We start from the raw sequence: 26,129 nt of genomic DNA, 5'->3' as shown, positions 1-26,129 counted from the left end.
GCCGCGGTGTGTACGGGTGTCACGTACGTCCCGCCGGGTCGCGCCCCGTGCGGAGGGCGGCGACCTCGCTGCGGGAGGCGGCGTTCAGCTTGCGCAGCACTTTGGCGACATGCTGCTCCACCGTACGCGGTGACAGGTACAGCACGTCGGCGATCTCGCGGTTGGTGTGGCCGAGCGCCACGAGCCGGGCGACGTCGTCCTCGCGCGGGGACAGCTGGTCGCCGTAGCCCCTGCGGCCCCTGCGCGAGGGCAGCGTGACGCCGCTGCCGCGCACGGCGCGGCGGCAGCGCGCGGCGTCGCGCGCCGCGCCGAGCTCGGTGAACTCCTCGGCGAGCGCGGCCAGTTCGGCGGTCGCCGCGGCCGTTTCGCCGGTCCGGATGCTCCCGTCCGCACCCGTACGGGGGCCCGCACCCGTACGTGCGCCCGCCTCACCGCCGTCCGCGCCCGCATCCCGCTCCCCCGCCGCCGCGATGCGGCTGCGCGCCGCCGCCTCCGCGGCCCGCGCCGCGGCGTACGGCTGCGGCAGCGCCGCGTACCGCGCCCGCGCCTCGCCCAGCGCCGCCGCGGCCTCCTCGTGCCGCCCGCGCGCCCCCGCCACCAGGCCCCGGCACGCCCACACCGCGGCCGCCGCCAGCGGCGCGTCCCGCCCGGCGACGCCCGCCTCGAACTCGTCCGCCAGCCGCGCCGCGTCGTCCGTACGCCCGCCGCGCACCAGCGCGCCGACGGCCGCCGGCGCCAGGTCGCCCGCCCAGGGCCAGATGCCCTTGCGGCGGATGCGGGCGACGCCGCGTTCCGCCTCGGCGCAGGCGCCGGACAGTTCGCCGCGCGACACGCGCAGCCGCGCCATCATTCCGGCGGCGGTTGCGAGGATCGGCGCGGGCGCGTTCGCGGGGTCGGCGAGCCCGGCGGCGTCCAGCCGCGCCGCGGCCTCCTCCCACTCGCCGCGCGCCAACGCCAGCATGCCCAGCACCAGATGGGCGTCGGCGGCGATGCCGGACACGCCCTGCACCACGTCGAGGGTGTGCCGGGCGCGTTCGGCGAGACCCTGCCAGCGGCCGGCGTACCAGTCCAGCCGCAGCCCCGTGCCCTCCACGATGCCCTCGGTGTACGGCGCGCCGCACTCGGCGGCCAGCCGCCAGCCCTCGGCGCGGTATCGCTGCCCCTTCGCGTAGTGCCCGAGGCTGGTCGCGGCGTCCGCGAAGTTACCGCAGGAACGGGCGATCTGGCGGCGTTCCGCAACCGAACCGCCCTGCCCCAGCAGTTCCTCCGCGCGCGCCCACACGGAGCTGTCGCCGAGGCTCATGCGCAGCGCCAGGTGGTTGCCGCGTACGGCCATCAGCGCCTCGGGGTCGTCGCCCCGTTCGGCCAGCTCCTCGGCGCGCGTGATCCACCGCTCGTACACCTGGTACGGGTGGTCGCCCCAGCTGGGCATCGCCAGCGCGGCCATGCCGCGGGCGGCGAGTTCGGGGCGGTCGCGCAGCTCCTCCACGGCGATCTCGGTGTCGGCGCGGCCCGCCTCGTGGTCGCCGGCCTGGTTGTAGAGCAGCAGCCCGAGGTGGAGGCGTATCTCGCCGCGCAGCGCGTCCGGCAGCTGGCTCTCGCCGACCACGCGGCGCAGCAGCGCGCAGGCGCGGCGGTGCGACAGGCCGGCCACCGCGTCCCGGCTGAGCTGTGCGGCGAGCCGGCCGAGTTCGAGCGGGTCGAGGCGCGCGTCGGAGAGGAGCTCCTCCAGGAGTTCGACGGCGAGCGCGATGTCGCCCATCTCCCGCGCCGCCTCCGCGGCCGCCTCGCCGTACCGGTGCCACTCGGCGAGCGCGCCCGCCCGCCGCGCGTGGTACGCGAGTTGGACCAGCGGCGGTGCCTCGCGTGCGGCGAGCACCACCATCACCTCGCGGTGCAGCCGGTGCCGGTCGGGCCCGGGCAGGCCCGCGTACACCGCCTGCTGGGCGAGCGCGTGCCGGAAGCCGTAGCGGCCGTCCCCGTACTCGTGCAGCACCCCGGCGAGCAGTGCCTCCCGTACGGACTCCCCCGCCTCGGCCCGCGACGTGCCCGTCACGGCGGCGAGCAGCTCCTCGTCCACGGGCACCCGCAGCACCGCCACGGCCCGTACGGCGTCGGACGCGGCCGGGGACAGGACGGCCATCCGGTCCGTGATGGCCTCCTGGAGCAGCATCGGCACCTGTACGTTCTCCAGCGCCGCCCGCCCGCTGCCCGGATCGGACAGCCCGTCGGCGCCGGGCAGCGCGCGGATCACCTCCTCCAGCACGAACGGGATGCCCGCGGTGCGTTCCAGCAGGGCGGCGGCGAGCGGGCCGGGAATGTCGGAGTTGCCGGTGATGGCGGCGGTGAGGCTGCGTACGGCGTGCACGTCCAGCACCTGGAGCGGGATCAGCACGGCGGTGGTGCCGGGCGGATGGCGGTACGCGCGGCCCAGCGGCAGCCCGGTGCCCGGCAGGTCCTCGCGGCGGTAGCTGAGCACGGCGGACAGGCCGGCCGGCGGCTCGTCCACCAGGAACCGTACGAGATCGCGGGTGCCGTCGTCCGCCCAGTGCAGGTCCTCGACCACCACGACGACGTCGCCCAGCGCCGCCAGCAGCGCGCGTACGGCGCGGAACAGCCGGTGCTGGCGCGCGCGGTGGTCCTCCAGCGGCTCGGGGGCGGGCGGCAGCAGCCCGGCGAGCTCGGGGAGGTACGGGCGCAGCGCGCCGCACACCGGGCTGAGCCCGTCGGGGAGCCCGCCGTCCAGGCCGCGCAGCAGCTCGAACACGGGCCCGTACGGGAACGGTTCGCGCAGCGGGTGGCAGCTGCCGAGGAGGATGCGGCGGGCGCGTACGGAGGGGTGCCGGAGCGCCTCGCGGATCAGCCGGGTCTTGCCGATCCCGGCCTCGCCCTCCACGAGCGCGACCGACGGCGGGTGCGTGATCGCGTCGAGCAGCGCATGCAGCTCGCCGGTGCGCCCGACCAGGACCGGTGCCTCGGAACGCCGCTGGACCGCATCGGACATGTGCGTACGCCTCCCGGCCGGTGGGGTTCCGCGGGTGCAGAGCGCGCACTGCGACGACGGTACGGGTGGTGCGGGTGGTTGCTCACGGTGCGTAGGGGGTGCGTGGGGGTGACGTACCCGTGCGGTGCGGCGACAGCGCGAAAGCTATGCGCTCACGCGCGCCCCGGCAAGGCTTCCCGCACCGTACGGACGCGCCGCCTGCCGTACCGCCGCCTCCGGACACACGTCCGCGCGTCCCTCAACGCGACTGCGAGCGCGCCTTGAACGCCGCCTTCCGCGCCTCCTTGGCCGTCCGCTTGTCCGGGTGGATGCGCCCCATCGCCTCCAGCACGTCCGCCGTCGAGGGGTGGTCCACCTGCCAGGCGCGGTCGAAGAATCCGGTGTGCTGGTCGACCAGCCCCTGCACCAGGTCGCGGAGTTCGTCCGGCTCGCCCGCCGTGGCCAGCTGCGCGGCGAGGGTGTCCACGGTCAGCCAGAAGACCATCTCCTCGTCGGGCTGCGGCACGTCCCGCGCGCCGTTCTCCACCAGCCAGACCCGTGCCAGGCCGCCCAGTTCGCGGTCGTCCAGCACCTCCCGCAGCGCCGGTTCGGCCTCCGCGCCCGCGAGCGTCAGCGCCTGCTGGCAGGCGAGCCGCCGGGCGGGCGCCGTGCCGTCCTGGCCCCGCGCGGCGGCGAGGAGTTCGCGTGCGGCGTCCAGGACCGTACGGGCCGCCAGCCACTGCTCGAACTCCTGCCGCGCGCTCTCCTCCGGGAACGAGGGCACCGCGTCGAGCAGCATCCCCGCGTCCTCCCCCGCCAGGTCGCCCACGAGCGGCACGTCGAGGCCGGCGGCCAGCATCCGCTGCCGCACGCCGTACAGCCCCAGCGGCGTCAGCCGCACCATGCCGTAGCGCGAGACGTCCTCGTCGTCCGGCTCCTCGGGCAGCTCGCCCTCGGACTCCTGGGTGAGCGCCTCGTCCACCGGCTGGTACTCGACCAGGCCCGTCGGCGCCAGGATGCGGAACTGCTCGTCCAGTCGCATCATCGCCGACGAGACGCTCTCCAGCACCTCGTCGGTCGGCTCGTCCATGTCGTCGGGCACGATCATCGACGCGGCCAGCACCGGCAGCGGCACCATCGAACCGTCGGCCACGGCGGGGTCGGTGGCCGCGAGCAGATAGAGGTTGCCGAGCGCGCCGTCCAGGAAGTCGCTCTCCGCCTCGGCGTCGAAGTCCAGCGAGTCCAGCCCGACGGCGTCCGGGTCGAGCTGCCCGTCCGGGCCGACCGCGCCCTCGATCTCCCCGACCACGTCCTCGAGGCTGGGCGTCGCGGCGTCCTGGAGCACGCTCTCGAACCCGTCGGACCACACCTCCAGCACGTCCGCCGGCCCGCCCTCGCCCGTGACGCGGCCCAACTCGTCGCCGGGGGCGGCGGTCCCGACGGGCTCGTCGCTCTCCAGCGTGGGCTCCGCGTCCTCGTCCTCCGCCACCTCGACCAGGCCGGTGTCGAGAGCGAGGTGCCACGCCTCCGAGGCGTGGTACGGGCCCTCCTCGTCGTCCTGCAGACCCAGGTGTCCCGCGGCCTCCTTGAGCTGCCCGCCGAGCAACTCGCCGCCCGCGCCCACGCGGACGCCGCTGCCCGCCCAGCGGGCGAGCCGTACGGCCCGCGAGAACAGCGGTGCGGCCAGTGCGTCCCTGGCCAGTTCGGCCTCGGAGGGCAGCCGTACGGGCGGCATGGTGGGACTCTCGTCACCGTGCATGGAGGGTGGCTCCTCAGTGGAACGCGGATGGTGCGGATGCTGCGGTGCCCCAGCCTAGGACGTACCGGCGCGTCCCGTGGGTTCACCTGCCCGTGCTCCCGCGTATACCCGCCGTGTCTTGACAACATCGGGGGCCTCCGGGAACTTTACGCGCGTAGAAACCGACTCGCCCGCGCCCGCCACCCGGCCGCCGTGCCCGGCCAGTCTCCACGCCCGGAGGACCCCTTGACCACCCGTCACCACGCCGCGCTCGGCGCCCTCACCGTCGCCGCGCTCACCTCGACGCTGCTCACCGTCCCCGCCGTGACCGCCGGGGCCGACGCCCCGGAGCAGGTCCGGATACGCGACCTGCAGGGCACCACCCGTACGTCCCCGTTCGAGGGACGCGCGGTCACCGAGGTGCCGGGTGTCGTCACGGGCGTGCGCACATACGGCTCGAAGGGCTTCTGGATGCAGGACCCGGAGGCCGACGGCTCCGCGGCCACCAGCGAGGGCGTGTTCGTCTTCACCGGCTCCGCGCCCACCGTGCGCACCGGCGACGCCGTACGGGTCTCGGGCTCCGTAGGGGAGTTCGTGTACGGCGGCGCCGACTCCGGGAACCAGTCCGTGACCCAGATAACCAAGCCCGAGGTGAGCGTCGTCTCCTCGGGCAACCCCCTCCCCCGCGCCGTACGGCTCAGCGCGGACACCGTCCCCGACGCGTACGCGCCGGAGGGCGATCCGGCGGCCGGCGGCAGCATCGACGGGCTGAAGCTGCGCCCCGGACGGTACGCGCTGGACCGCTACGAATCACTGGAAGGCATGAACGTCCAGGTTGCCGACGCGCGCGTGGTCGGCCCCAGCACCGAGTACGCCGAGCTGTGGGTGACCGTGAAGCCGCGGGAGAATCCGACGGCGCGCGGCGGCACGCGCTACGGCTCGTACGACGCGCAGAACTCCGGCCGCCTGAAGGTCGAGAGCCTCACGCCGCTGTCCGAGGAGCCGTTCCCCACGGCCGACGTCGGCGACCGGCTGACCGGCGTCACCGCCGGCCCGCTCGACTACGACCAGCACGGCGGCTACCACGTGGCCGCCCGCGAGCTGGGCACCGTCACCGACGGCGGCCTCGCCCCCGAGCGGACCCGTGCGCAGCGCGACGGTGAACTGGCCGTCGCCACCTACAACGTGGAGAACCTCGACCCCGGCGACGACCAGGCGAAGTACGAGCGGCTGGCCAAGGGCGTCGTACGCGATCTCGCCGCGCCCGACATCCTCGCCCTGGAGGAGATCCAGGACGACACCGGCGCGGAGGACGACGGCACGGTCACCGCGGAGAAGACCGTACGGAAGCTGATCGACGCCATCGCCGCGGCGGGCGGCCCGCGTTACGACTGGCGCGGCATCGACCCGGAGGATGGCCGCGACGGCGGCGAGCCGGGCGGCAACATCCGCAACGTCTTCCTGTTCAACCCCGACCGGGTGTCGTTCACGGACCGGCCCGGCGGCGACGCCACCACCCCGGCGGAGGTCGTCGAGCGCGAGGGCCGCGCCGCGCTCAGCCACTCGCCGGGCCGCGTCGCGCCGGAGGACGCCGCGTGGGAGGACAGCCGCAAGCCGCTGGCGGGCGAATTCCGGTTCCGCGGGCGGCCGGTGCTCGTCGTGGCGAACCACTTCGCGTCCAAGGGCGGCGACGAGCCGCTGTACGGGCGGGTGCAGCCGCCGCGCCGGTCCTCGGAGGAGCAGCGGGTGAAGCAGGCACGGCTGGTCAACACGTTCGTCAAGGACGCGCTGGCCGTGGAGCGCAAGGCCCGGGTGGTGGTGCTCGGGGACGTCAACGACTTCGAGTTCTCGGACACGGCCGACGCCCTCACCGACGGGCGCGCGCTGCGCGGCGCGGTGGGGACGCTGCCGCCGCGGGAGCGGTACACGTACGTGTTCCAGGGCAACTCGCAGGTGCTCGACCAGACGCTGGTCTCACCCGGCATCCGCCGCTTCGACTACGACATCGTGCACACGAACGCCGAGTTCGCCGGCCAGGTCAGCGACCACGACCCGCAGGTGCTGCGCTTCCGGCCATGAGCGGCAGGGGGCGTCCGGGGCACGGCCGGGGGCGTACGGCGCACTGTTGAGCGCCGCTTACGCGACACGCCAGGACAACTAAGTGGACCCGCGCGCCCCCGGCTTCCACACTCCGGACATGTCCGCATCCCCCGGCCCCTTCGGCCGCATCAACGCCGCCATGATCACCCCGTTCGACGCCGACGGCGCCCTCGACCCGGAGGGCGCCGCACGGCTCGCGGCCCGCCTCGTGGACGAGGACGGCTGCGACGGCCTCGTCGTCAGCGGCACCACGGGTGAGTCGCCGACGACGTCCGACGAAGAGAAGACCCTCCTGGTACGCACCGTGGTCGAGGCGGTCGGCGACCGCGCCACGGTCACGGCGGGCGTCGGCTCCAGCGACACCCGGCACTCCGCCGGACTGGCCCGCGCCGCCGAACGCGCGGGCGCGCACGGCCTGCTGGTCGTCACGCCGTACTACTCGCGGCCCGGTCAGCCGGCCGTCGTACACCACCTGCGTGAGGTCGCCGACGCCACCGGCCTCCCGGTGCTCCTCTACGACATCCCCGCCCGTACCGGCACCGCCCTCAGCACGGAGTCACTGCTGCGGCTGGCCGAACACCCGCGCATCCAGGGCGTGAAGGACTGCTCCTACGACCCCCTCAAGGCCGCGAAGATCATCGGCGCCACCGGCCTCTCCTACTACTCCGGCTGCGACGAACTGATCCTCCCCCTCCGCTCGATCGGCGCGGTGGGCTGCGTCAGCAGCGTCGCCAACGTCGCGGGCCGGCACGTCCGCGCCATGCTCGACGCCTTCGACGCGGGCGACCACACCACGGCGACGCGCCTCCACCTCGCGCTCGTCCCGCTGGTCGACGCCCTGATGTCGGAGGCGCCCTACACGGTGACCCTCAAGGCCCTCCTCGCGGCCCACGCCCTCCCCTCGGGCCCGCTCCGCGCCCCGCTCCTCCCGGCCGACGACCTCCTCACGACCCGCGTGGTGGAGGCGTTCAAGCAGCTCACCCCGGCGACGTGACCGGCCCCCGGCCGTATCGTTGCACCGTGCGGCCGCGCCGCCCGGTGCGGCGGGGAGGAGGGGCACGTCGATGACCGTCGAGCTGACCGACAGGATCGAGATGGCCGAGAGCAACGACCGCAGGCTGGACTACATGTTCGAGCTGCTGGAGCGGATGCCGGTCCCCGAGGGCTACAAGGCCGAGATCGTCGAGGGGACCATCACCATGTCACCGCAACGGAGCGCGCACTGGGAGATCATCCGCCGGATCGTGCGGGCGCTGGAGGACCACTTCGGCATGGACATCCGGGTCATGTCCGACGTACGCATCGACCTTCCGGGGCACGAGAACGGCTTCTCCCCCGACGTGGCCCTGCTGAAGGACTCCGCCGAGTTCGTGCAGCCCGACGGCAGCCGCGGCTGGCGGTACCAGGACGTGGAGTTCATCGCCGAAGTGATCTCCCGGGGCACGGCCGCCAACGACTACGGGCCCAAGCGGGACGCGTACGCGCTGGCCGAAGTGCCCGTCCTGCTGATCGCGGACCCGTACACCGCCACGTGTCACGTGCACACGCACCCCAAGGGCGGCGAGTACCAGAGCCGACTGATCGCGAAGTTCGGCGAGGAGATCGACCTGACCGGGACAGTCCTCGGACTCACCCTGTCGACCGCGGAGTTCCCGTCGGAGGACCGGAGGGCCTGACCCCGTACGTGTCCGGGCTGCCGTACGGCGGCGGCTCCGGGTGGGCGGGCGGCGGGGTGGCCGGGGGCTGTTCGTCCAGCACGTCGCGTACGAGCAGGGCCGCGCCCGCCACCGCGCCCGGCATGAGGAGCACCGCCACGAACGGCACCAGGAAGGCCAGCACCAGCGGGGCGCCGAAGCCGATCGCGAGGCCCCTGCGGGTGCGCAGCAGCCGCAGCCGTTCGCGGACCGGGATGTCGCGGCGCTGCATGGCCACCGAGGTGAGTTCCAGGGTGAGGAAGAAGCCGGAGACGCAGATCCCGAGGACCGGGACGACCGTCTGGCCGAGGACCGGGACGAAGCCCAGGAGGAACAGCGGGAGGGCGTACAGCAGCGCGCGGTACAGCACGTACAGGCTGTCGCGGAGCGAGATCCACAGTTCGCGCCAGAGCGGCCGGTCGGGGCCGGGCGGGCAGCCGCCCTCGGACTCCTCGACCTGTTCGGACAGCTTCTCGTAGAACGGGTCGCCGATCAGCAGCGTGACGGCGGTGAAGGTCAGGACGGCGAGCAACAGCGCGCCGAGCCAGAGCAGCACCGCGAACAGGGTGCGCAGCACCGACTGCCACGGCGAACCCCAGTCGTCGGCGAAGGGCGTGGCCCAGGTCGCGATGTCGTCGGCCCAGAAGGCCAGCCCGGTCAGCGCGGCCGCGTACAGCAGGAACGCGAGCAGCGCGGGAATCAGTCCGAAACCGAACCAGCGGGTGTGCGCGCCGACCCACCGCTGTCCACGCCCCAAGTACCGCAGCCCCACCGCGAGATCGCTCATGACGGCACACTATCGCCGCCCTCACCGCGGCACGGACCGAGGCCGGAACGGAGGGCCGGGACAGAGGGCCGGGACAGAGGCGGGAACGTCCCAGGACCGTCGGCCATAATCCCCGCATGCTCCGCGTACGCCGCCGCCCCCTGCGCCTGACCGCCGACATCGCCGTGTCGGTGCTCGTCGCGTACTACCTCACCGTCGTCGTCCTGCTGGAGTCGGAGGGGCAGCCGTGGGCGCTGACCGCCCTCGGACTGGCCGCGGCGGCCGGGCAGGCGGTGGCGCTGTGGTGGCGGCGTACGCGCCCGGTGCCGGTGATGGCGGTCGCGCTCGCGGGCGGGACCTTCACGCACGTGATCGCCCCGGAGGGGGTGTTCCCGGTGGCGGCGCTGGTCGCGGTCGTGCCGCTGACGCTCGCGTATCCGCCGCGCTTCTCGCTGTACGGGCTGGCCGCGCTGCTCGCGCTCACCTCGATGAACTTCTGGACCACGACCACCGGGGACGCCCAGTTCGCGATGGTGATCCCGGTCCTCGTATGGACGCTGACGGAGACCGTACGGAGCCGCCGCGCGGCCATCGCGGAGGCGTCGCGGCGGGCGGTCGGCGAGGAACAGGCGCGGATCGCGCGGGAGTTGCACGACGTGATCGCGCACAGTGTGTCCGTCATCGTCGTACAGGCGGCGGCGGCCGACGACGTGTTCGACGAGGCGCCGGAGCAGGCGCGCGCGTCGCTCCGTTCGATCGAGTCCACGGGCCGGTCCGCGCTGGGCGAGCTGCGCAGACTGCTCGCGGCCACGCGCCCCGGCGGCGAGGACGAGTCGCGCCGGCCGCAGCCCGCGCTCGACCGGCTCGGCGAACTCGCCGAGCCGCTCCGCGCCGCCGGCCTGCACGTCGCTGTGCACCGGGAGGACACGACGGACGGGCCGCCCGTACCGGCCGGCGTCGAGCTGTCCGCGTACCGCATCGTGCAGGAGGCGCTGACGAACACGCTGCGGCACGCGGAGGGCGCGGGCCGGGTCGAGGTGACCGTACGGACGGCCGCTGGAATGCTGGAGATCGATGTGCTCGACGACGGCGGAGGCTCCGCCGCCGACACGGAGGGCGGGGGTTTTGGGATCACCGGGATGCGGGAGCGTGCCTCGATGCTCGGGGGAAGCCTGGACGCGGGACCGTGCTCTGGGGGCGGCTTCCGCGTCCAGGCCCGTCTGCCGCTGGAGGTGACGGGGTGACTGTACGGGTGGTGCTGGCCGATGACCAGGCACTGGTACGCGGCGGTTTCCGCATGATCATCGACGCCAAACCGGACCTCGAAGTGGTCGGCGAGGCGGCCGACGGCGAGGAAGCGTCGGTCCTGGTCGCGCAGGTCAAACCGGACGTGGTGCTGATGGACGTACGGATGCCGCACGTCGACGGCGTCGAGGCCATCGAACGCATCGTCGCCTCCGGCAGCGCGTCCCGGATCATCGTCCTGACGACGTACGACGTGGACGAGGCGGTGTTCGCCGCGCTGCGGGCAGGTGCCTGCGGCTTCGTGCTGAAGGACGTGCGCCCCGGCGAACTCGTCGAGGCGATCCGCGTCGTCGCGCGCGGCGACGCGCTGCTCGCGCCGTCCGTCACGCGCCGCCTGCTCGACCGCTTCGCCAACCGCCTGCCGGCGCCGACGGCCGCTCCGCCACCGGACCTGGCGCAGCTGACGGAGCGCGAACGGGAGGTGCTGCGGCTCGTCGCCCTCGCCCTGTCCAACGCGGAGATCGCCGAACGGCTGTCGCTGACCGAGTCCACGGTCAAGGCCCACGTGTCGGCGCTGCTGCGGAAGCTGGAGCTGCGCGACCGCGTACAGGCGGTGGTGCTGGCGTACGACCTCGGGCTCGTACGGCCGCGCTCCGGCTGACGGTGCCGGGCGCGGCCGTACGTCGGCGATACGTCGACCGTACGTCTCCCGTACGGCTCGTTGTTGCCGTGCGGCCGCCTAGTTGTTGCTGTGCAGCGCCTCGTTGAGGCCGCCCCACGAGCCCGTGCGCTGGAGCGCCTCGACGGTGCCGGTGGTGGAGTTGCGGCGGAACAGGAGGTTCTGCGCGCCGGACAGCTCCAGCGCCTTGACCACGTTGCCGTCGGGCAGCGTCACGCGCGTGCCGGCGGTGACGTACAGCCCCGCCTCGACGACGCAGTCGTCGCCGAGCGAGATGCCGATACCGGCCTCGGCGCCGAGCAGGCAGCGTTCGCCGATGGAGATGACCTGCTTGCCGCCGCCGGACAGCGTGCCCATGATCGACGAGCCGCCGCCGATGTCGGAGCCGTCGCCGACGACGACACCCGCGGTGATCCGGCCCTCGACCATCGACGTACCGAGAGTGCCCGCGTTGAAGTTGCAGAAGCCCTCGTGCATCACGGTGGTGCCCGCGGCGAGGTGCGCGCCGAGCCGTACGCGGTCCGCGTCCGCGATCCGTACGCCGCCCGGCACCACGTAGTCGGTCATGCGCGGGAACTTGTCGACGCTCGTCACGTTCAGCTGCACGCCGCTCGCGCGGGCCGCGAGCCGCGCCTCCTCGATACGGTCGGCCTGGACAGGGCCGATCGTGGTCCAGGCGACGTTCGCGAGCAGCCCGAAGAGGCCCTCCAGGCTCTGCCCGTGCGGCCGTACCAGCCGGTGGCTGAGCAGGTGCAGCCGGAGGTACGCGTCGTGCGCGTCCAGCGGCTTGTCGTCCAGGGAGCCGATGACCGTGCGTACGGCGACGACCTCCACCCCGCGGCGCGGGTCGGGGCCCAGCGCCTTCGGGGCGGCGTCGCCCAGCAGCTCGGCGGCGCGCTCGGCGGTCAGCCGCTCGGTCCCGGAGGGGCCGGGGGCGTCGGCCAGTTCGGGGGCGGGGAACCAGGTGTCGAGGACGGTGCCGTCGTCGGCGACGGTGGCGAGCCCGGCGGCGACGGCGCCGGTCGTACGGGTGCTGGGTGCGTCGGTCATAGCCGTCACGCTAACCGGACGGCGCGGGCGGTGGCGAACCGGGCCTCCCGGCCGGTACGGCGGCCGGGGCCGGGCGGGTGTGCCGTCGGGCACCGCGCTGCGTGTGCCGTAGGCGGCGCGCCGTGTCTGCCGTAGGCGGGGGCGCCGTGTCTGGCGTAGGCGGGGGCGCCGGTCACACGAGGACCGCTGCTCACACGGGCACCGCGGGTACCGCCCGGCCCGCTGGTCATTTCTGCCGCACCCGTCACACGGGCGCCGCGAAACCGTCCAGCAGCGCGCGGACCTCCGAGCGGACCACCGGCCGGTCGGTCAGCAGGAGTTGCAGCATCAGCCCGTCCAGCAGCGCGGCCAGCGCGCGTGCGTGCGCGTCATCGGCGGTACGGCGGCGCAGCTGGGCGGTGAGACCGTCCACGCACTTGGCGGCGATGGGCCGGACGCTGGGGTGGTGCAGCGCGGCGAGGTACAGCTCGTACTCGATCCGGGCACGCGTGCGGTCCCCGGACAGCGACTCCACGACGAACCGGGCGATCTCGTCGGCGAACGGCACGTCCGGGTCGACGCCGTCCACCCACCGTTCGACCGCGGCCAGCCACTCGTCGCTGATCTGCCCGAGCGCGGCGACCAGCAGATCGTCGCGCGAGGCGAAGTGGTACGTGGTAGAGCCCAGCGGCACGTCCGCCTCGGCGGCCACCCGGCGGTGGCTCACTCCCGCGATGCCGTGCCGGGCCACCACCCGGATCGCCGCATCGATGAGGCGCTGGCGGCGCTCCGGGTCGTAGCGGCGTGCCATCAGTGGGCTCCTCCCAGGTTGAGAACGACGACGCCCGCGATCACGAGCAGCAGTCCGAGTATCTTCGCAACGGTCACCGCCTCGCCGATGAAGACCATCCCGATGGCGGCGACGGCCGCGGTCCCGGCACCGGACCAGATCGCGTACGCCGTGCCGACGGACATGGTCTTGAGCGTCTGCGCGAGGAGCACGAACGCCACGATGTAGCCGACGGCCGTGCCGAGCGAGGGCCAGAGACGGGTGAAGCCTTCGCTGTACTTCATGGAAGTGGTGCCGAGTATCTCGGCGAGGATGGCGCTCCCGAGCATCACATAGACCATGCGTACGACCGTACACAACGATGTGTACGGTCGTCCATAGCGCGCGGCGGTCCGTGTGCCACCCAGCGATGCGCCCCGCTGCGGGCAGGCGGCCGCACCGGTCCGTCCTCAAACGCCGGACGGGCTGGATTCGGCACCGGTCAGGGGTCGCCGGGGGTCACCAGGCCCGATTCGTAGGCGAGGACCACCAGTTGGGCGCGGTCCCGTGCGTGGAGCTTCGTCATGGCGCGGTTGACGTGCGTCTTCGCCGTCAGCGGGCTGATCACCATCCGCGTGGCGATCTCGTCGTTGGACAGGCCCTGGGCGACCAGCGCGACGGCCTCCCGTTCGCGGTTGGTCAGCCCTTCCAGCCCGGCGCCCGCGCCCACGCCCTCCGCCCCGCCCGGACCACCCGCGCCGCCCGGACCGGCGCGCGGCGGCTGCGCCACGTACCGGTTGATCAGCTTGCGCGTGATCGACGGCGCGAGCAGCGCGTCCCCGCGCGCGGCGACCCGTACGGCGTGCAGCAGATCCTCCGGCACGATGTCCTTGACGAGGAATCCGGCCGCGCCCGCGCGCAGGGCGTGGAAGACGTACTCGTCGAAGCCGTAGTTGGTCAGGATCACGACGTGCACCCGGGCCAGGTCCGGGTCCGCGGCGATGCGCCGGGTCGTCTCGATGCCGTCGACCACCGGCATCCGGATGTCGACGAGCGCGATGTCCGGCAGGTGCTCCCTGGCCAGCGCCAGGCCCTCCGCCCCGTCGGCGGCCTCGCCCACCACCTCGATGTCGTCCTCCAGGTCGAGGAGCGCGCGGAATCCGCTGCGCAGCAGCGGCTGGTCGTCGACCAGCAGGACGCGGATCACGGCGTGCGGTCCAGGGGGAGTTCGGCCTCGGCGACGGGGAGTTCGGCTTCCACGCGGAAGCCACCCCCTTCGCGCGGTGCCGCGCGCAGACGGCCCCCGAGGGCGGTGACGCGTTCGCGCATCCCGAGCAGCCCGACCCCGGGCACCACGCCGGGCCCGGCCCCGGGCCCGCCCCCCGAAGGAGCGGAAGACGTGGCCGTGCCGTTGTCGTCGACGCGTACGACGAGGGCGTCCGGACGGTGCTCGACGCGCACGGAGACCGTGGTCGCGGCGGCGTGCCGGGCGACGTTGGTGAGCGACTCCTGCACGATCCGGTAGACGGTACGATCCACCGCGGCCGGAACGGCCGGCACGGCCGGTGCGCCGGGCGACCGCCCCTCGACCGTGAGCGTCACGTCCAGCCCGGTCGTACGGGTCCGCTCGACCAGTTCCTCCACGTGGGCCAGGCCGCGCGGCGGGGCCGTACCGTCGTCGCGCAGCGCCTCCAGCGTCGCGCGCAGTTCCCGTGTCGCCTCGCGGCCGGCGGCCTGGATGGCCAGCAGCGGCTCCGGCACCGGTTCGCCGCGCTTGCGGGCGACACGTACGGCGACCTCGGCCTGCACCTTGATGACCGAGATCTGGTGGATGAGCGAGTCGTGCAGCTCCCGCGCGATGTGCAGCCGCTCCTCGTCGGCGCGGTGCCGCGCGGTCTCCTCGCGGGTGCGTTCGGCCTCGTCGGCCCGCTGTTCGGCCTGCCGAAGCGCCTCGCCCGCGGCTCCGGCGGCGACCAGCCAGGCCAACTCCAGGGCGCCGCGGGCCTGCTGGAAGGCCTCACCCGTGTCGTGCAGCGAGGCCAGGGCCGCGAGCGGGAGCGCGGCCAGCATGGCCACGGACGCCACCACGGTGAGGGTGCGGTGCCCGGCCCGTACGGCGGCGTAGACGGCGAAGAGGTACGCGACGGCCGGTACGTCGAACCCGGCCGCCTGGTGGCCCACCGCGCACAGCCCGGTGGCGGCCAGGACGGGTACGGGCGCCCGGGAGCGCGCGGCGAGCGCCAGACCGCCCGCGGCGAGCAGCACGTAGCCGAGGGGCGCGGGTTTCCCGCCGGGGTGGTCCCCGGACACCCCCGCGAGCAGCAGCGTCGCCGCCACGCAGGCGGCGATCGCCCAGTCCCTGACACCGGCCGGCAGGCCGGACCCCCCTGCCCTCATGCGCGCACCCTAGCCCGGCGGCGCCGCGCGGGAGTCCCGCTCACGGACGAGGGGACGACTACCGCGCACGCGGTAGGCCCGTACCGGCTGCACCGTACGCGGCAGCCGGGTGCGCCGCCGGCGGCAGCGCGAAGTGCGTCCGTCCGCAGGACGACCGGCGGTGCGCCCGGCGGACATGCTCGGGCCACACCCGTACAGCACGACAAGTGACGCAGGAGGAGAGGGACATGAGCTCACCAGGAGCCCTGATGTCGAGCGGGCTGGTGCCGAGCGGGCTGGTGCTGGCCGCACCGGTGACCGCCGCCGGTTTCGACACCTCGACCTACGGGCGGCCCGTGGCCTCCGCCGCCGCCCTGCTGGGGCTGGCCGGTGTGGTCGTCGGCTGGCTGGCGCTGGCCCGGCCCGCCGGGCGGTTCGGTACGGGCGGCGGGCGGGGCGGAGCCGTCGCGGCCCTGGCGGCGGGGCTCGCCGCCGTGGCCTTCGGCGGGCTGGTCGCGGCCGCGTCCGACGGCGGTCTCGGCACCGGCAACGGGCTGGGCGGCGCCTTCGTCGCCCTCGCCACGGGGCTGGCCGCCACCGCCCTCGGCGCACGTGCCGTGGCCCGCACCCGCCGCGCCACGGCACCGGCCGAACCGCCGGCGGGACGGCGGACCGGCTGAACAGCCAAGGCGCGTACGGGCGGTGGGGCGGGTACGAACGGCGCAGCCCCTAAGGGCAGCGAGGCCCGTACGGGCGGCGAAGCCGTCACCCCTTGCGGGCCACCCCGCCCGCGAGTGCGAGCGTCTCCAGTTCGGGCTCCCGCTCCGGCCGCCAGCGGTCGGCGCGGACCACGCCGGGCTCCACCAGCTCCAGACCGTCGAAGAAGGCCGTGATCTGCTCGCGGTTCCGGCCCGTCACGTAGATGCCGCTGCTGCGGTAGAGGCGGGTGACCGCGTCCCGGGTCTCGGGGTTGCTCTCCGGCATGCCGTGGGTCAGCGCGAGGTAGCTTCCCCGCGGCAGGTCGGCCATCAGCCGGGCGACCAGCTCGTACGGGCGCCGGTCGTCCGGTACGAAGTGCAGCAGCGCGTTGAGCGAGAGCGCGACGGGCTCGCCGAGGTCGAGGGTGTGCCGCAGCTGCGGGGCGTCGAGGATGGTGCGGGGATCGGTCACGTCCCCGTGCAGATACGTGGTGCGGCCCTCGGGGGTGCCGGTGAGCAGGGCGCCCGCGTAGTTGAGGACGATCGGGTCGTTGTCGACGTACACCACCCGGGCCTCCGGGACGGCCTCCTGCGCGATCTGGTGCAGGTTCGGCTCGGTGGGGATGCCGGTGCCGATGTCCAGGAACTGCCGGATGCCCGCCTCGGCCGCCAGCCAGCGGGTCGTACGGTGCATGAACGACCGGTTCGCGCGCGCCCACGCCCGTACGCCGGGCCACACGGTCAGCACCTGCTCGGCGGAGGTCGCGTCGATCTCGTAGTGGGTCTTGCCACCGAGGTAGTAGTCGTACATGCGAGCCGAGTGCGGCTTGCTCGTGTCTATCTCGCCCGCGGGGTTCTCCCGTCCGGCCACAGCGGTCCTCCTCAGTCACCCGATACGGGGACCCTACCGGGCCGGGGCCGGGCAGACGGCGATGCCCGCCGGACCAACCGGCCCGGCGGGCATCGCCGTTGGAGCAAGCGCCGTAGGAACAGCGCCGTTGCGAACAAACGCCGTTGGAAACAGGCTCAGACGTTGAAGCCGAGCGCGCGCAGCTGCTCGCGCCCGTCATCGGTGATCTTGTCGGGGCCCCACGGCGGCATCCAGACCCAGTTGATCTTCAGGTCGTTCACGATGCCCTCGGTCGCGGCCCGTGCCTGGTCCTCGATGACGTCGGTCAGCGGACAGGCCGCGGAGGTCAGTGTCATGTCCAGCGTGGCGACGTTGGCTTCGTCGATGTGCACGCCGTAGATCAGACCGAGGTTGACGACGTCGATCCCCAGCTCGGGGTCGACCACGTCGTACAGCGCCTCGCGGACCTCTTCCTCGCTCGCGGGCTTGGTGGTGGTCTCGCTCATGCGGTCCTCTCCTTCGCAGCGCCCTCGCCCAGTGCCTGGGCGGTGGCGTCCTTCCATGCCATCCAACTCAGCAGAGCACACTTCACCCGCGCCGGGTACTTCGAGACGCCGGCGAACGCGACCGCGTCCTCCAGCACCTCCTCCATGGCGTCGTCCGGCTCCAGCTGACCCTTGGACTGCATCAGCTCGAGGAAGGTGTCCTGGATCTTCCGTGCCTCGTCCAGCTCCCTGCCGACCAGGAGCTCGTTGAGTACGGAGGCACTCGCCTGGCTGATCGAGCAGCCCTGCCCCTCGTACGACACGTCCGCGACCGTCTCGCCCTCGTACCGCACACGCAGGGTGATCTCGTCACCGCACGTCGGGTTCACGTGGTGCACCTCGGCGTCGCCGTCGCGCAGCCCGCGCCCGTGCGGGTGCTTGTAATGGTCCAGGATCACTTCCTGGTACATGGAGTCGAGCTTCACGAGTCCGTCCGTCCCTGCCCTCAGCTTGCGCGGGCTTGTCGCCAGTCGCCTATCCGAAGAAATTCCGTACCTGCTCCAGGCCGTCCACCAAGGCATCCACCTCGGCCGGCGAGGAGTACAGATAGAACGACGCTCGCGTGGTCGCAGGAATTCCGTACCGCAGGCACACCGGCCGTGCGCAGTGATGACCCACCCGGACCGCGATCCCCTGCTCGTCGAGCACCTGGCCCACGTCGTGCGGGTGGATGTCACCGAGCGTGAACGAGATCGTGGCGCCCCGCTCGTCGCCCGTGACGGGCCCGATGATCCGCAGGTCCGGCACGTCACGCAGCTTGGCGACCGCGTACTCGGTGAGCGCGTGCTCATGGGCCTGGATACGGTCCATGCCGATCGCCGAGAGATAGTCCACCGCCGCGCCCAGCCCGACGGCCTGCGCGATCGGCGGCGTGCCCGCCTCGAACTTGTGCGGCGCGGGGGCGTACGTCGACGAGTGCATCGACACCGTCTCGATCATCTCGCCGCCGCCCAGGAACGGCGGCAGGTCGTCCAGCAGCCCCTTGCGGCCCCAGAGCACGCCGATGCCGGTCGGACCGCACATCTTGTGCCCCGTGAACGCCACGAAGTCGGCCTGCAGCGCCTGCACGTCCAGCACCATGTGCGGCGCCGCCTGCGAGGCGTCGATGACCACCAGGGCGCCGACGTCCTGGGCGCGGCGCACGATCGCCTCGACCGGGTTGACGGTGCCCAGGATGTTGGAGACCTGCACGAACGAGACGACCTTGGTCTTCTCGGTGATGATCTCGTCGATGTTGGAGAGGTCGAGCCGGCCCTCGTCGGTCAGCCCGAACCACTTCAGCTTCGCGCCCGTGCGCTGCGCGAGCAGCTGCCACGGCACGATGTTGGAGTGGTGCTCCATCTCCGTGATGACGATCTCGGTGTCGTGCTCGACGCGGTACGGCTCGTCCGCCCAGCCCAGCATGTTGGCGACCAGGTTGAGCGACTCCGAGGCGTTCTTGGTGAACACCACCTCGTCGCGGCTCGGCGCGTTGATGAACGCGGCGACCTTGTCGCGCGCGCCCTCGTACAGCGCCGTGGCCTCCTCGGCCAGCACGTGGACGCCGCGGTGCACGTTGGCGTTGTGCCGCTCGTAGTAGCCGTTCAGGGCGTTGAGGACCTGGCGCGGCTTCTGCGAGGTCGCGGCGTTGTCCAGGTACACCAGCTTGTCGCCGTCGTGGACCGTGCGGTCCAGGATCGGGAAGTCCTTGCGGATCGCTTCGGTGTCGAGCAGGCCGTGAAGTCCGCGACCGGATGTTGTCACGCGGGTGCGCCCCCCTTCACGTACGACTCGTAGCCCTCCGACTCCAGCTTGTCCGCGAGCTCCGGGCCGCCGGACTCGGCGATCCGGCCGTGGGCGAACACGTGGACGTGGTCGGGCGTGATGTAGCGCAGGATGCGCGTGTAGTGGGTGATCAGCATGGTGCCGACCTCGCCGCTCTCGCGGACGCGGTTGACGCCCTCCGAGACGACGCGGAGCGCGTCCACGTCCAGGCCCGAGTCCGTCTCGTCGAGGATCGCGATACGCGGCCGGAGCAGCTCCAGCTGGAGGATCTCGTGGCGCTTCTTCTCACCGCCGGAGAAGCCCTCGTTCACGTTCCGCTCGGCGAACGCCGGGTCGATCTTGAGGCGCTCCATGGCCTCCTTGACCTCCTTGACCCACGTACGCAGCTTCGGTGCCTCGCCGCGGATGGCGGTGGCGGCGGTGCGCAGGAAGTTGGAGACGGAGACGCCGGGGACCTCCACCGGGTACTGCATGGCGAGGAAGACGCCGGCGCGGGCGCGCTCGTCGACGGACATCTCGAGGACGTCCTCGCCGTCGAGCCGCACCGAGCCGCCGGTGACGGTGTACTTGGGGTGTCCGGCCAGCGAGTACGCCAGCGTGGACTTGCCGGAGCCGTTCGGACCCATGATCGCGTGCGTCTCGCCCTGCTTCACGGTCAGGTCGACGCCGCGCAGGATCTCGCTCGGACCGCTCTCGGTCTCGACGGACACGTGCAGGTCATTGATCTCAAGCGTTGCCATGGGGAACTCAGGACTCCTGGTTGACGGAGACGAGCACAGCCGCGTCAGGGCCGTCTCCTTCGATCATTACGGGATATACGGGCACGGGGCGGGTCGCGGGCAGGCCCGAGGGCTTGCCCGAACGCAGGTCGAAGCTGGAGCCGTGCAGCCAGCACTCGATCTGGCAGTTGTCCACCTCGCCCTCGGAGAGGGAGACGTGGGCGTGCGAGCAGATGTCGTAGATGGCGAACACCTCGCCCTCGGTGCGTACGAGGGACACCGGGGTGCTGTCGATCTCCACCCGCTTCGGGGTGTCCTCCTCCAGCTCGCCCAGCTTGGCGACGCGTACGAAACCGGCTGCGCTGGTCATACCGTGGCTTCCAGTTCGGTCTCGATCTTCGCCAGCAGGCGCTCCTCCACGTCCGGCAGCCCGATCTGCTGCACGAGCTCGGCGAAGAAGCCCCGCACGACCAGCCGGCGGGCCTCCCGCTCCGTGATGCCGCGTGCCATCAGATAGAACAGCTGCTCGTCGTCGAAGCGGCCGGTGGCGGAGGCGTGGCCGGCGCCGACGATCTCACCGGTCTCGATCTCGAGGTTGGGCACCGAGTCGACGCGCGCGCCGTCGGTGAGCACGAGGTTGCGGTTCAGCTCGTACGTGTCGGTGCCCTCGGCCGCCTTGCGGATCAGCACGTCGCCGATCCACACCGCGTGCGCGTCGTCGCCCTGGAGCGCGCCCTTGTACGCGACGTTACTGCGGCAGTTGGGGCTGTCGTGGTCGACGAACAGCCGGTGCTCCTGGTGCTGGCCGCTGTCGGTGAAGTACAGCCCGTACAGCTCGGCCTCGCCGCCCGGACCCGCGTAGTTGACCCGCGGGTGGAGCCGCACCACGTCGCCGCCGAAGGTGATGACGACCGACTTGAACCGCGCGTCCCGGCCGACCAGCGCGTTGTGCTGGGAGCAGTGGACGGCGGTGTCGTCCCAGTCCTGCACGGACACGACGGTCAGCTTGGCGCCGTCGCCGAGCACGTACTCGACGTTGGCGGAGCGGACGTTGTCCCCGGTGTGGTCGATGACGATGACCGCCTCGGCGAAGGCGCCGAGCTCGAACACGGTGTGTCCGTAGCTCACGCCGCCCTCGCCGTGCAGGTTCACCCGCACCGGCTCGGTCAGCACGGCCTCCTTCGGCACCGTGACGACCGTCGCCTTCTCGAACGAGCTGAACGCCTGCGCCGCGACCCGGTCCACCGGCTTGCCCGCCCGGCCGACGCGCGCGTCGTCGCGGGCGACGGTCTCGACGGCCACCACGTCCGGCGCCGTGACCTCCGCCTTGAGCGAGCCGGACGCCTCCGCCGTACCGTCGTGCAGGCCCCTCAGCCGCTCGAGCGGAGTGAAGCGCCACTCCTCCTCGCGGCCGTGCGGCACGGGGAAGTCGGCCACGTCGAAGGACGGCGCCGCGCTCATCCTCGTGGCGACGGTGGACTCGGCAGCCACCGCGATCGATCCGGTGGTATTCGAACCGACCGGGATGTTCTGAGCCTCAGCCATGTCTCTCTGTTTCTAGTGTTCGTTCGCCTCCGGGCGCTCGTACCCGGTGTCGACGCTCTTCGACTTCCCCTGCCTTCGGCGGGGAGACCCCATGCGCGCGCTCGTTTCTCGCTCGCTTGGTCGCATCACTTCGACACCGGCGCGCCCTTTGGCTCACTCACCCAATTGCGGTTGGTAGGGGGCTTAGGTGCGGGCTGGGCCTGGTGACCCTGTCAGCAGCCGGCCGGTCAGCCGACGGCGCCTTCCATCTGCAGCTCGATCAGCCGGTTGAGCTCCAGCGCGTACTCCATCGGCAGCTCCTTGGCGATCGGCTCGACGAAGCCGCGGACGATCATCGCCATCGCCTCGTCCTCCGACAGCCCGCGGCTCATCAGGTAGAACAGCTGGTCGTCGCTGACCTTGGAGACGGTCGCCTCGTGGCCCATCGTCACGTCGTCCTCGCGTACGTCCACGTACGGGTACGTGTCGGACCGCGAGATGGTGTCGACCAGGAGCGCGTCGCACAGCACGTTGGACTTGGAGCCCTCGGCGCCCTCGGCGATCTCGATCAGACCGCGGTACGACGTACGGCCGCCGCCGCGCGCCACCGACTTGGAGACGATGTTGGAGGACGTACGCGGCGCCATGTGCACCATCTTCGCGCCCGCGTCCTGGTGCTGGCCCTCGCCCGCGAAGGCGACGGACAGCGTCTCGCCCTTGGCGTGCTCGCCCATCAGGTAGACGGCCGGGTACTTCATGGTGACCTTGGAGCCGAGGTTTCCGTCGACCCACTCCATGGTCGCGCCCTCGTACGCCACGGCGCGCTTGGTGACCAGGTTGTAGACGTTGTTCGACCAGTTCTGGATCGTCGTGTAGCGGCAGCGGCCGCCCTTCTTGACGATGATCTCGACGACGGCGGAGTGCAGCGAGTCCGAGTTGTAGATCGGCGCGGTGCAGCCCTCGACGTAGTGCACGTAGGCGTTCTCGTCGACGATGATCAGGGTCCGCTCGAACTGGCCCATGTTCTCGGTGTTGATCCGGAAGTAGGCCTGCAGCGGGATGTCGACGTGCACACCCGGCGGCACGTAGATGAACGAGCCTCCGGACCACACGGCCGTGTTCAGCGCGGCGAACTTGTTGTCACCGGCCGGGATGACCGTGCCGAAGTGCTCCTGGAAGATCTCCGGGTGCTCGCGCAGCGCCGTGTCGGTGTCCAGGAACAGGACGCCCTGCTGCTCCAGGTCCTCGCGGATCTGGTGGTAGACGACCTCCGACTCGTACTGCGCGGCGACACCGGCGACCAGGCGCTGCTTCTCCGCCTCCGGGATGCCGAGCTTGTCGTAGGTGTTCTTGATGTCCTCGGGCAGGTCCTCCCAGGTCTGGGCCTGCTTCTCCGTGGACCGCACGAAGTACTTGATGTTGTCGAAGTCGATCCCGCTCAGGTCGGAACCCCAGTTGGGCATCGGCTTCTTCCTGAAGAGCTTGTGGCCCTTCAGGCGGAGCTTCAGCATCCACTCCGGCTCGTTCTTCTTGCCGGAGATGTCGCGGACGACGTCCTCGGAGAGGCCGCGCTTCGCCGCGGCTCCGGCCGCGTCCGAGTCGGCCCAGCCGTACTCGTAGTTGCCCAGCCCTTCCAGTTCGGGGTGGGCAGTCTCCGTGGGGAGCGTCATGCGGGGTTCCTCCCGGCTGATTTCGCTGTGGTGGCGTTGCTGGTCGTGCTGGTGCCGGCGCTGCCGCCGGCCGTGCTGGTACTTCGGGTGCTGCTCGTACTTCGGGCGGTCCCGCCGGCCTTCCGACCGGCGGTCTTGGTGCCGCCGGCCGTGGAACCGCCGCCGGCCTGGCCGTCGGTACGGGTCTGGGGCACGAAGGTGGTGCACACTCCGTCGCCGTGTGCGATGGTCGCCAGCCGCTGCACGTGGGTGCCGAGCAGGCGGGAGAAGACCTCGGTCTCCGCCTCGCACAGCTGCGGGAACTGCTCGGCCGTGTGCGCCACCGGGCAATGGTGCTGGCAGAGCTGCTCTCCCCCCGAGCCGCGCTCGGCGGCGCCCTCGGCGGACGCGGGTGCGCTGCGCGCGGTGGCAGCGTACCCGTCCTCGGTCAGAGCCTCCGCCAGGGCCTTCGTACGCTCCTCGGGCGGCACTTGGTCGAGCGCCTGCCAGTACCGCTCCGCCTGGGCCTCGACCCGGGCACGCGCGAACTCGGCGACCGCGGCGTCACCCGCCGCGCCGCCGCCCGCCGTACGGGCGATCCAGCGCATGGCGTCGGCCGCGAGCTGGTCGTATGCCTGGTCGAACGCGTCCCGGCCGCAGTCGGTGAGCGCGAAGACCTTCGCCGGGCGGCCGCGCCCGCGCGAGCCGTAGACCCGCTTGGCGCGTGCCTCCACGACGCCCTCGCTGACGAGGGTGTCCAGGTGGCGGCGGACCGCCGCCTGGGTCAGCTCCAGGCGCAGGGCCAGCTCGGCGGCGGTGGAGGGGCCGTGGTCGAGAATGGAACGGGCGACCCTGTTCCGGGTGCCGTGCTGCTCGTCCGGCGTCGCGCTCCCCGCGGCGGACGGCCGTGCGCCGGGCACGTTCGAGCCGCCGGCGGCCGTGCCGACCGCCGTGCGCGTCTCGTGAGCGTCTCCAACGTTTTTCACAACGCTATTGTTGCGTAATTCGCGGTAGTGCGGCAAGCCACGCCCTGACCTGCCCGAATGGAGTACGTCACGTTAGGCGAGCCTTACCCGGCCCGGCCGCGAACCCCCGCGAACCGGCCACTCCCCCGCGCTCCTTAGACTCCCCGTATGCACTGTGCACCGGCTGTCGAGATCGCGGGACTGTTGAAGCGGTACGGCAGCAAGGCCGCGGTGAACGGGCTCGACCTCACCGTCGCCACCGGCTCCGTCACCGCCGTCCTGGGGCCGAACGGCGCGGGCAAGACCACCACCATCGAGACCTGCGAGGGCTTCCGCCGCCCCGACGCGGGCAGCGTACGGGTGCTCGGCCTGGACCCGTACGCCGACACCGCCCGGCTCCGCCCGCGCGTCGGGGTGATGCTGCAGAACGGCGGCGTCTACCCCGGCGTACGCGCCGACGAGATGCTCCGCCACATGGCCGCCCTGCACGCGCACCCCCTCGACGTCGCCACGCTGACCGAACGGCTCGGGCTGGGCGGCTGCGGCCGTACGCCCTACCGGCGGCTGTCCGGCGGCCAGCAGCAGCGGCTCGCGCTGGCGATGGCCGTCGTCGGCCGCCCCGAACTGGTCTTCCTCGACGAGCCGACCGCCGGCCTCGACCCTCAGGCCCGGCACGCCGCCTGGGACCTCGTACGGGAGCTGCGTACGGACGGCGTGACCGTCGTGCTCAGCACGCATCACATGGAGGAGGCGGAGGAGCTGTCCGACCACGTCGCGATCGTGGACGGGGGACGCGTGATGGCCGAGGGGCCGCCCGAGGAGCTGTGCCGCGGTGGCGCGGAGAACAGCCTCCGCTTCGCCGGCCGCCCCGGGCTCGACCTGGCCTCCCTGCTCAAGGCGCTCCCGGCCGACACGGCGGCCGCCGAGCTCACCCCCGGCGCGTACCGCCTGACGGGCACGGTCGACCCGCAGCTGCTCGCCACGGTCACGTCCTGGTGCGCGCAGAACGGCGTACTGCCGGACCGGATCTCGGTGGAACGGCGGACGCTGGAGGACGTGTTCTTGGAGCTGACGGGGAGGGAGCTGCGCTGATGAACCGGCATCGCCACCACCATCGGGGGTACGGGGGTCGCTCCCCGGGAGACCGCAGCCTGGAGCTGACGGGCAGGGAGCTGCGCTGATGAGTACCGGCACGCGTACCGGCGCGTTCACACCGGAGCCGGGGGCCGCGCCGCTGCCGCGCATGATCGCGGCGCAGGCCGCGCTGGAGACGCGGATGCTGCTGCGGCACGGCGAGCAGCTGCTGCTGACCGTCGTGATCCCCACGCTCCTGCTGGTCCTGTTCAGCGGCGTCGACATCGTCGACCTGCCGGACGGGCCGCCCGGCGGCGACGCCGACCAGCGCGTCGACTTCCTCGCGCCCGGCATCCTGGCGCTGGCCGTGCTTTCCACCGCCTTCACCGGGCAGGCCATCTCCACCGGCTTCGAGCGGCGCTACGGCGTACTCAAGCGGCTCGCCGCCTCCCCGCTGCCGCGCTGGGCGCTGATGACCGCCAAGACCTGCGCGGTGCTGGTGATCGAGCTGTTGCAGATCGCGCTGCTGACGGCGGTCGCGTTCGCGCTCGGCTGGTCGCCGCACGGCAACCCCGCGGCCGTACTGCTGCTCCTGGTCGCGGGCACCGCCGCGTTCTCCGGACTCGGCCTGCTGATGGCCGGGACGCTGCGGGCGGAGGCGACGCTGGCCGCCGCGAACCTGGTGTTCATCCTGCTGCTGGTCGGCGGCGGGGTGATCGTGCCGTTGGAGAAGTTCCCCGGGGCCGTACGGGGCGCGCTGGAGCTGCTGCCGATCTCGGCGCTCTCGGACGGGCTGCGCGACGTGCTGCAGAACGGCGCGGGGATGCCGTGGGGCGCGCTGGGGGTGCTCGCGGTGTGGGCGGTGCTCGGGCTGGCCGCGGCGGCCCGCTTCTTCCGCTGGGAGTGACGCACGCTCCCGTACGGAGGCGCCGCACGCAGCCGTAGGGACGCGCCGCTGACTC

25 protein-coding genes are annotated in these 26,129 nt (G+C 72.7%); 8 read left to right on the top strand and 17 right to left on the bottom strand.

The annotated features are described in order from the left end of the window. Nucleotides 1-19: 19 nt before the first annotated feature. Together DVA86_RS10500 and DVA86_RS10495 are read right to left on the bottom strand one after the other, a co-directional pair. Nucleotides 20-3,004 carry a helix-turn-helix transcriptional regulator gene (locus DVA86_RS10500; protein WP_208877639.1) on the bottom strand — a complete coding sequence of 995 codons (2,985 nt, stop codon included), beginning with the start codon at nucleotides 3,002-3,004 and terminating at the stop codon, nucleotides 20-22. Between the two features lie 238 nt (nucleotides 3,005-3,242). Next, nucleotides 3,243-4,742 carry a hypothetical protein gene (locus tag DVA86_RS10495; protein WP_208877638.1) on the bottom strand — a complete coding sequence of 500 codons (1,500 nt, stop codon included), beginning with the start codon at nucleotides 4,740-4,742 and terminating at the stop codon, nucleotides 3,243-3,245. 225 nt (nucleotides 4,743-4,967) lie between these two features. Between DVA86_RS10495 and DVA86_RS10490 the strand changes: the two genes are divergently transcribed. The 3 genes from DVA86_RS10490 to DVA86_RS10480 all read left to right on the top strand — a co-directional run bounded on the left by DVA86_RS10490 (nucleotide 4,968) and on the right by DVA86_RS10480 (nucleotide 8,497). Continuing rightward, nucleotides 4,968-6,800: an endonuclease/exonuclease/phosphatase family protein gene (locus tag DVA86_RS10490; RefSeq protein WP_245996477.1), complete on the top strand. Its 1,833-nt coding sequence runs from the start codon at nucleotides 4,968-4,970 to the stop codon at nucleotides 6,798-6,800. Nucleotides 6,801-6,918: 118 nt separating this feature from the next. Next, a complete protein-coding gene (gene dapA / locus DVA86_RS10485; RefSeq protein ID WP_208877637.1) occupies nucleotides 6,919-7,815 on the top strand; it encodes a 4-hydroxy-tetrahydrodipicolinate synthase in 897 nt (298 codons plus the stop codon). Between the two features lie 70 nt (nucleotides 7,816-7,885). After that, nucleotides 7,886-8,497, top strand: a complete 612-nt coding sequence (locus DVA86_RS10480) for a Uma2 family endonuclease (RefSeq protein ID WP_208877635.1) — start codon at nucleotides 7,886-7,888, stop codon at nucleotides 8,495-8,497. Here the strand turns inward: DVA86_RS10480 and DVA86_RS10475 are convergent. Next, complete coding sequence (locus tag DVA86_RS10475; RefSeq protein ID WP_208877633.1) at nucleotides 8,451-9,302, bottom strand: EI24 domain-containing protein; 852 nt, start codon at nucleotides 9,300-9,302, stop codon at nucleotides 8,451-8,453. The two genes, DVA86_RS10480 and DVA86_RS10475, sit on opposite strands and share 47 nt — an antisense overlap. 116 nt (nucleotides 9,303-9,418) lie before the next feature. Here DVA86_RS10475 and DVA86_RS10470 point away from each other — a divergent pair, with 116 nt between their 5' ends. Both DVA86_RS10470 and DVA86_RS10465 read left to right on the top strand, forming a co-directional pair. Beyond that, nucleotides 9,419-10,525: a sensor histidine kinase gene (locus DVA86_RS10470; protein ID WP_208877631.1), complete on the top strand. Its 1,107-nt coding sequence runs from the start codon at nucleotides 9,419-9,421 to the stop codon at nucleotides 10,523-10,525. After that, nucleotides 10,522-11,187 carry a response regulator gene (locus tag DVA86_RS10465; protein ID WP_208877629.1) on the top strand — a complete coding sequence of 222 codons (666 nt, stop codon included), beginning with the start codon at nucleotides 10,522-10,524 and terminating at the stop codon, nucleotides 11,185-11,187. The genes DVA86_RS10470 and DVA86_RS10465 overlap by 4 nt, the downstream gene beginning before the upstream one ends. Nucleotides 11,188-11,265: 78 nt before the next feature. Here DVA86_RS10465 and dapD read toward each other — a convergent pair whose 3' ends face one another. The 5 genes from dapD to DVA86_RS10440 form a co-directional block, all read right to left on the bottom strand. After that, a complete protein-coding gene (dapD, locus tag DVA86_RS10460; protein WP_208877628.1) occupies nucleotides 11,266-12,255 on the bottom strand; it encodes a 2,3,4,5-tetrahydropyridine-2,6-dicarboxylate N-succinyltransferase in 990 nt (329 codons plus the stop codon). Nucleotides 12,256-12,499: 244 nt separating this feature from the next. Then, entirely contained in the window at nucleotides 12,500-13,045 is a 546-nt protein-coding gene (locus DVA86_RS10455; RefSeq protein WP_208877627.1) for a TetR/AcrR family transcriptional regulator, read from the bottom strand. Continuing rightward, nucleotides 13,045-13,365, bottom strand: a complete 321-nt coding sequence (locus DVA86_RS10450; protein ID WP_208877625.1) for a DMT family transporter — start codon at nucleotides 13,363-13,365, stop codon at nucleotides 13,045-13,047. The genes DVA86_RS10455 and DVA86_RS10450 overlap by 1 nt, the downstream gene beginning before the upstream one ends. 140 nt (nucleotides 13,366-13,505) lie before the next feature. Continuing rightward, nucleotides 13,506-14,210 carry a response regulator gene (locus tag DVA86_RS10445; RefSeq protein WP_208877624.1) on the bottom strand — a complete coding sequence of 235 codons (705 nt, stop codon included), beginning with the start codon at nucleotides 14,208-14,210 and terminating at the stop codon, nucleotides 13,506-13,508. Further along, nucleotides 14,207-15,400 carry a sensor histidine kinase gene (locus DVA86_RS10440; protein ID WP_208877622.1) on the bottom strand — a complete coding sequence of 398 codons (1,194 nt, stop codon included), beginning with the start codon at nucleotides 15,398-15,400 and terminating at the stop codon, nucleotides 14,207-14,209. Before DVA86_RS10440 ends, DVA86_RS10445 begins: the two co-directional genes overlap by 4 nt. Nucleotides 15,401-15,627: 227 nt before the next feature. On the opposite strand from DVA86_RS10440, the gene DVA86_RS10435 reads away from it, so the two are divergent. Continuing rightward, complete coding sequence (locus DVA86_RS10435) at nucleotides 15,628-16,059, top strand: DUF6223 family protein (RefSeq protein ID WP_208877620.1); 432 nt, start codon at nucleotides 15,628-15,630, stop codon at nucleotides 16,057-16,059. 85 nt (nucleotides 16,060-16,144) lie between these two features. On the opposite strand, the gene DVA86_RS10430 is transcribed toward DVA86_RS10435, so the two are convergent. From DVA86_RS10430 to DVA86_RS10390, 9 genes are all read right to left on the bottom strand, one after another. Further along, on the bottom strand, nucleotides 16,145-16,948 hold the full coding sequence (locus tag DVA86_RS10430) for an SAM-dependent methyltransferase (RefSeq protein WP_281279276.1): 804 nt from the start codon (nucleotides 16,946-16,948) through the stop codon (nucleotides 16,145-16,147). A 155-nt stretch (nucleotides 16,949-17,103) separates the two neighbouring features. Then, nucleotides 17,104-17,433 (bottom strand): metal-sulfur cluster assembly factor, encoded by a 330-nt coding sequence (locus DVA86_RS10425; protein ID WP_208877618.1) that lies wholly within the window; start codon nucleotides 17,431-17,433, stop codon nucleotides 17,104-17,106. Beyond that, nucleotides 17,430-17,897 (bottom strand): Fe-S cluster assembly sulfur transfer protein SufU, encoded by a 468-nt coding sequence (sufU, locus tag DVA86_RS10420; RefSeq protein WP_208877617.1) that lies wholly within the window; start codon nucleotides 17,895-17,897, stop codon nucleotides 17,430-17,432. The genes DVA86_RS10425 and sufU overlap by 4 nt, the downstream gene beginning before the upstream one ends. Nucleotides 17,898-17,946: 49 nt before the next feature. Next, nucleotides 17,947-19,215 (bottom strand): cysteine desulfurase, encoded by a 1,269-nt coding sequence (locus tag DVA86_RS10415; RefSeq protein ID WP_208877615.1) that lies wholly within the window; start codon nucleotides 19,213-19,215, stop codon nucleotides 17,947-17,949. Continuing rightward, on the bottom strand, nucleotides 19,212-19,976 hold the full coding sequence (sufC, locus tag DVA86_RS10410; protein WP_208877614.1) for a Fe-S cluster assembly ATPase SufC: 765 nt from the start codon (nucleotides 19,974-19,976) through the stop codon (nucleotides 19,212-19,214). Before sufC ends, DVA86_RS10415 begins: the two co-directional genes overlap by 4 nt. A 7-nt stretch (nucleotides 19,977-19,983) precedes the next feature. Continuing rightward, a complete protein-coding gene (locus tag DVA86_RS10405; RefSeq protein WP_208877613.1) occupies nucleotides 19,984-20,325 on the bottom strand; it encodes a non-heme iron oxygenase ferredoxin subunit in 342 nt (113 codons plus the stop codon). Next, nucleotides 20,322-21,500 carry a Fe-S cluster assembly protein SufD gene (gene sufD, locus DVA86_RS10400; RefSeq protein WP_208877611.1) on the bottom strand — a complete coding sequence of 393 codons (1,179 nt, stop codon included), beginning with the start codon at nucleotides 21,498-21,500 and terminating at the stop codon, nucleotides 20,322-20,324. Before sufD ends, DVA86_RS10405 begins: the two co-directional genes overlap by 4 nt. A 227-nt stretch (nucleotides 21,501-21,727) precedes the next feature. Next, nucleotides 21,728-23,149 (bottom strand): Fe-S cluster assembly protein SufB, encoded by a 1,422-nt coding sequence (gene sufB, locus DVA86_RS10395; protein ID WP_208877610.1) that lies wholly within the window; start codon nucleotides 23,147-23,149, stop codon nucleotides 21,728-21,730. Next, complete coding sequence (locus DVA86_RS10390) at nucleotides 23,146-24,048, bottom strand: helix-turn-helix transcriptional regulator (protein WP_245997583.1); 903 nt, start codon at nucleotides 24,046-24,048, stop codon at nucleotides 23,146-23,148. The genes sufB and DVA86_RS10390 overlap by 4 nt, the downstream gene beginning before the upstream one ends. 213 nt (nucleotides 24,049-24,261) lie before the next feature. Here DVA86_RS10390 and DVA86_RS10385 point away from each other — a divergent pair, with 213 nt between their 5' ends. Next, a complete protein-coding gene (locus DVA86_RS10385) occupies nucleotides 24,262-25,185 on the top strand; it encodes an ABC transporter ATP-binding protein (protein WP_208877607.1) in 924 nt (307 codons plus the stop codon). An 88-nt stretch (nucleotides 25,186-25,273) separates the two neighbouring features. Beyond that, on the top strand, nucleotides 25,274-26,074 hold the full coding sequence (locus tag DVA86_RS10380) for an ABC transporter permease (RefSeq protein ID WP_208877606.1): 801 nt from the start codon (nucleotides 25,274-25,276) through the stop codon (nucleotides 26,072-26,074). The last annotated feature ends 55 nt before the right edge of the window (nucleotides 26,075-26,129 follow it).

It is taken from the genome of Streptomyces armeniacus (assembly GCF_003355155.1).
Lineage (GTDB): Bacteria > Actinomycetota > Actinomycetes > Streptomycetales > Streptomycetaceae > Streptomyces > Streptomyces armeniacus.
This window is presented reverse-complemented; position numbering and strand designations above follow the sequence as displayed.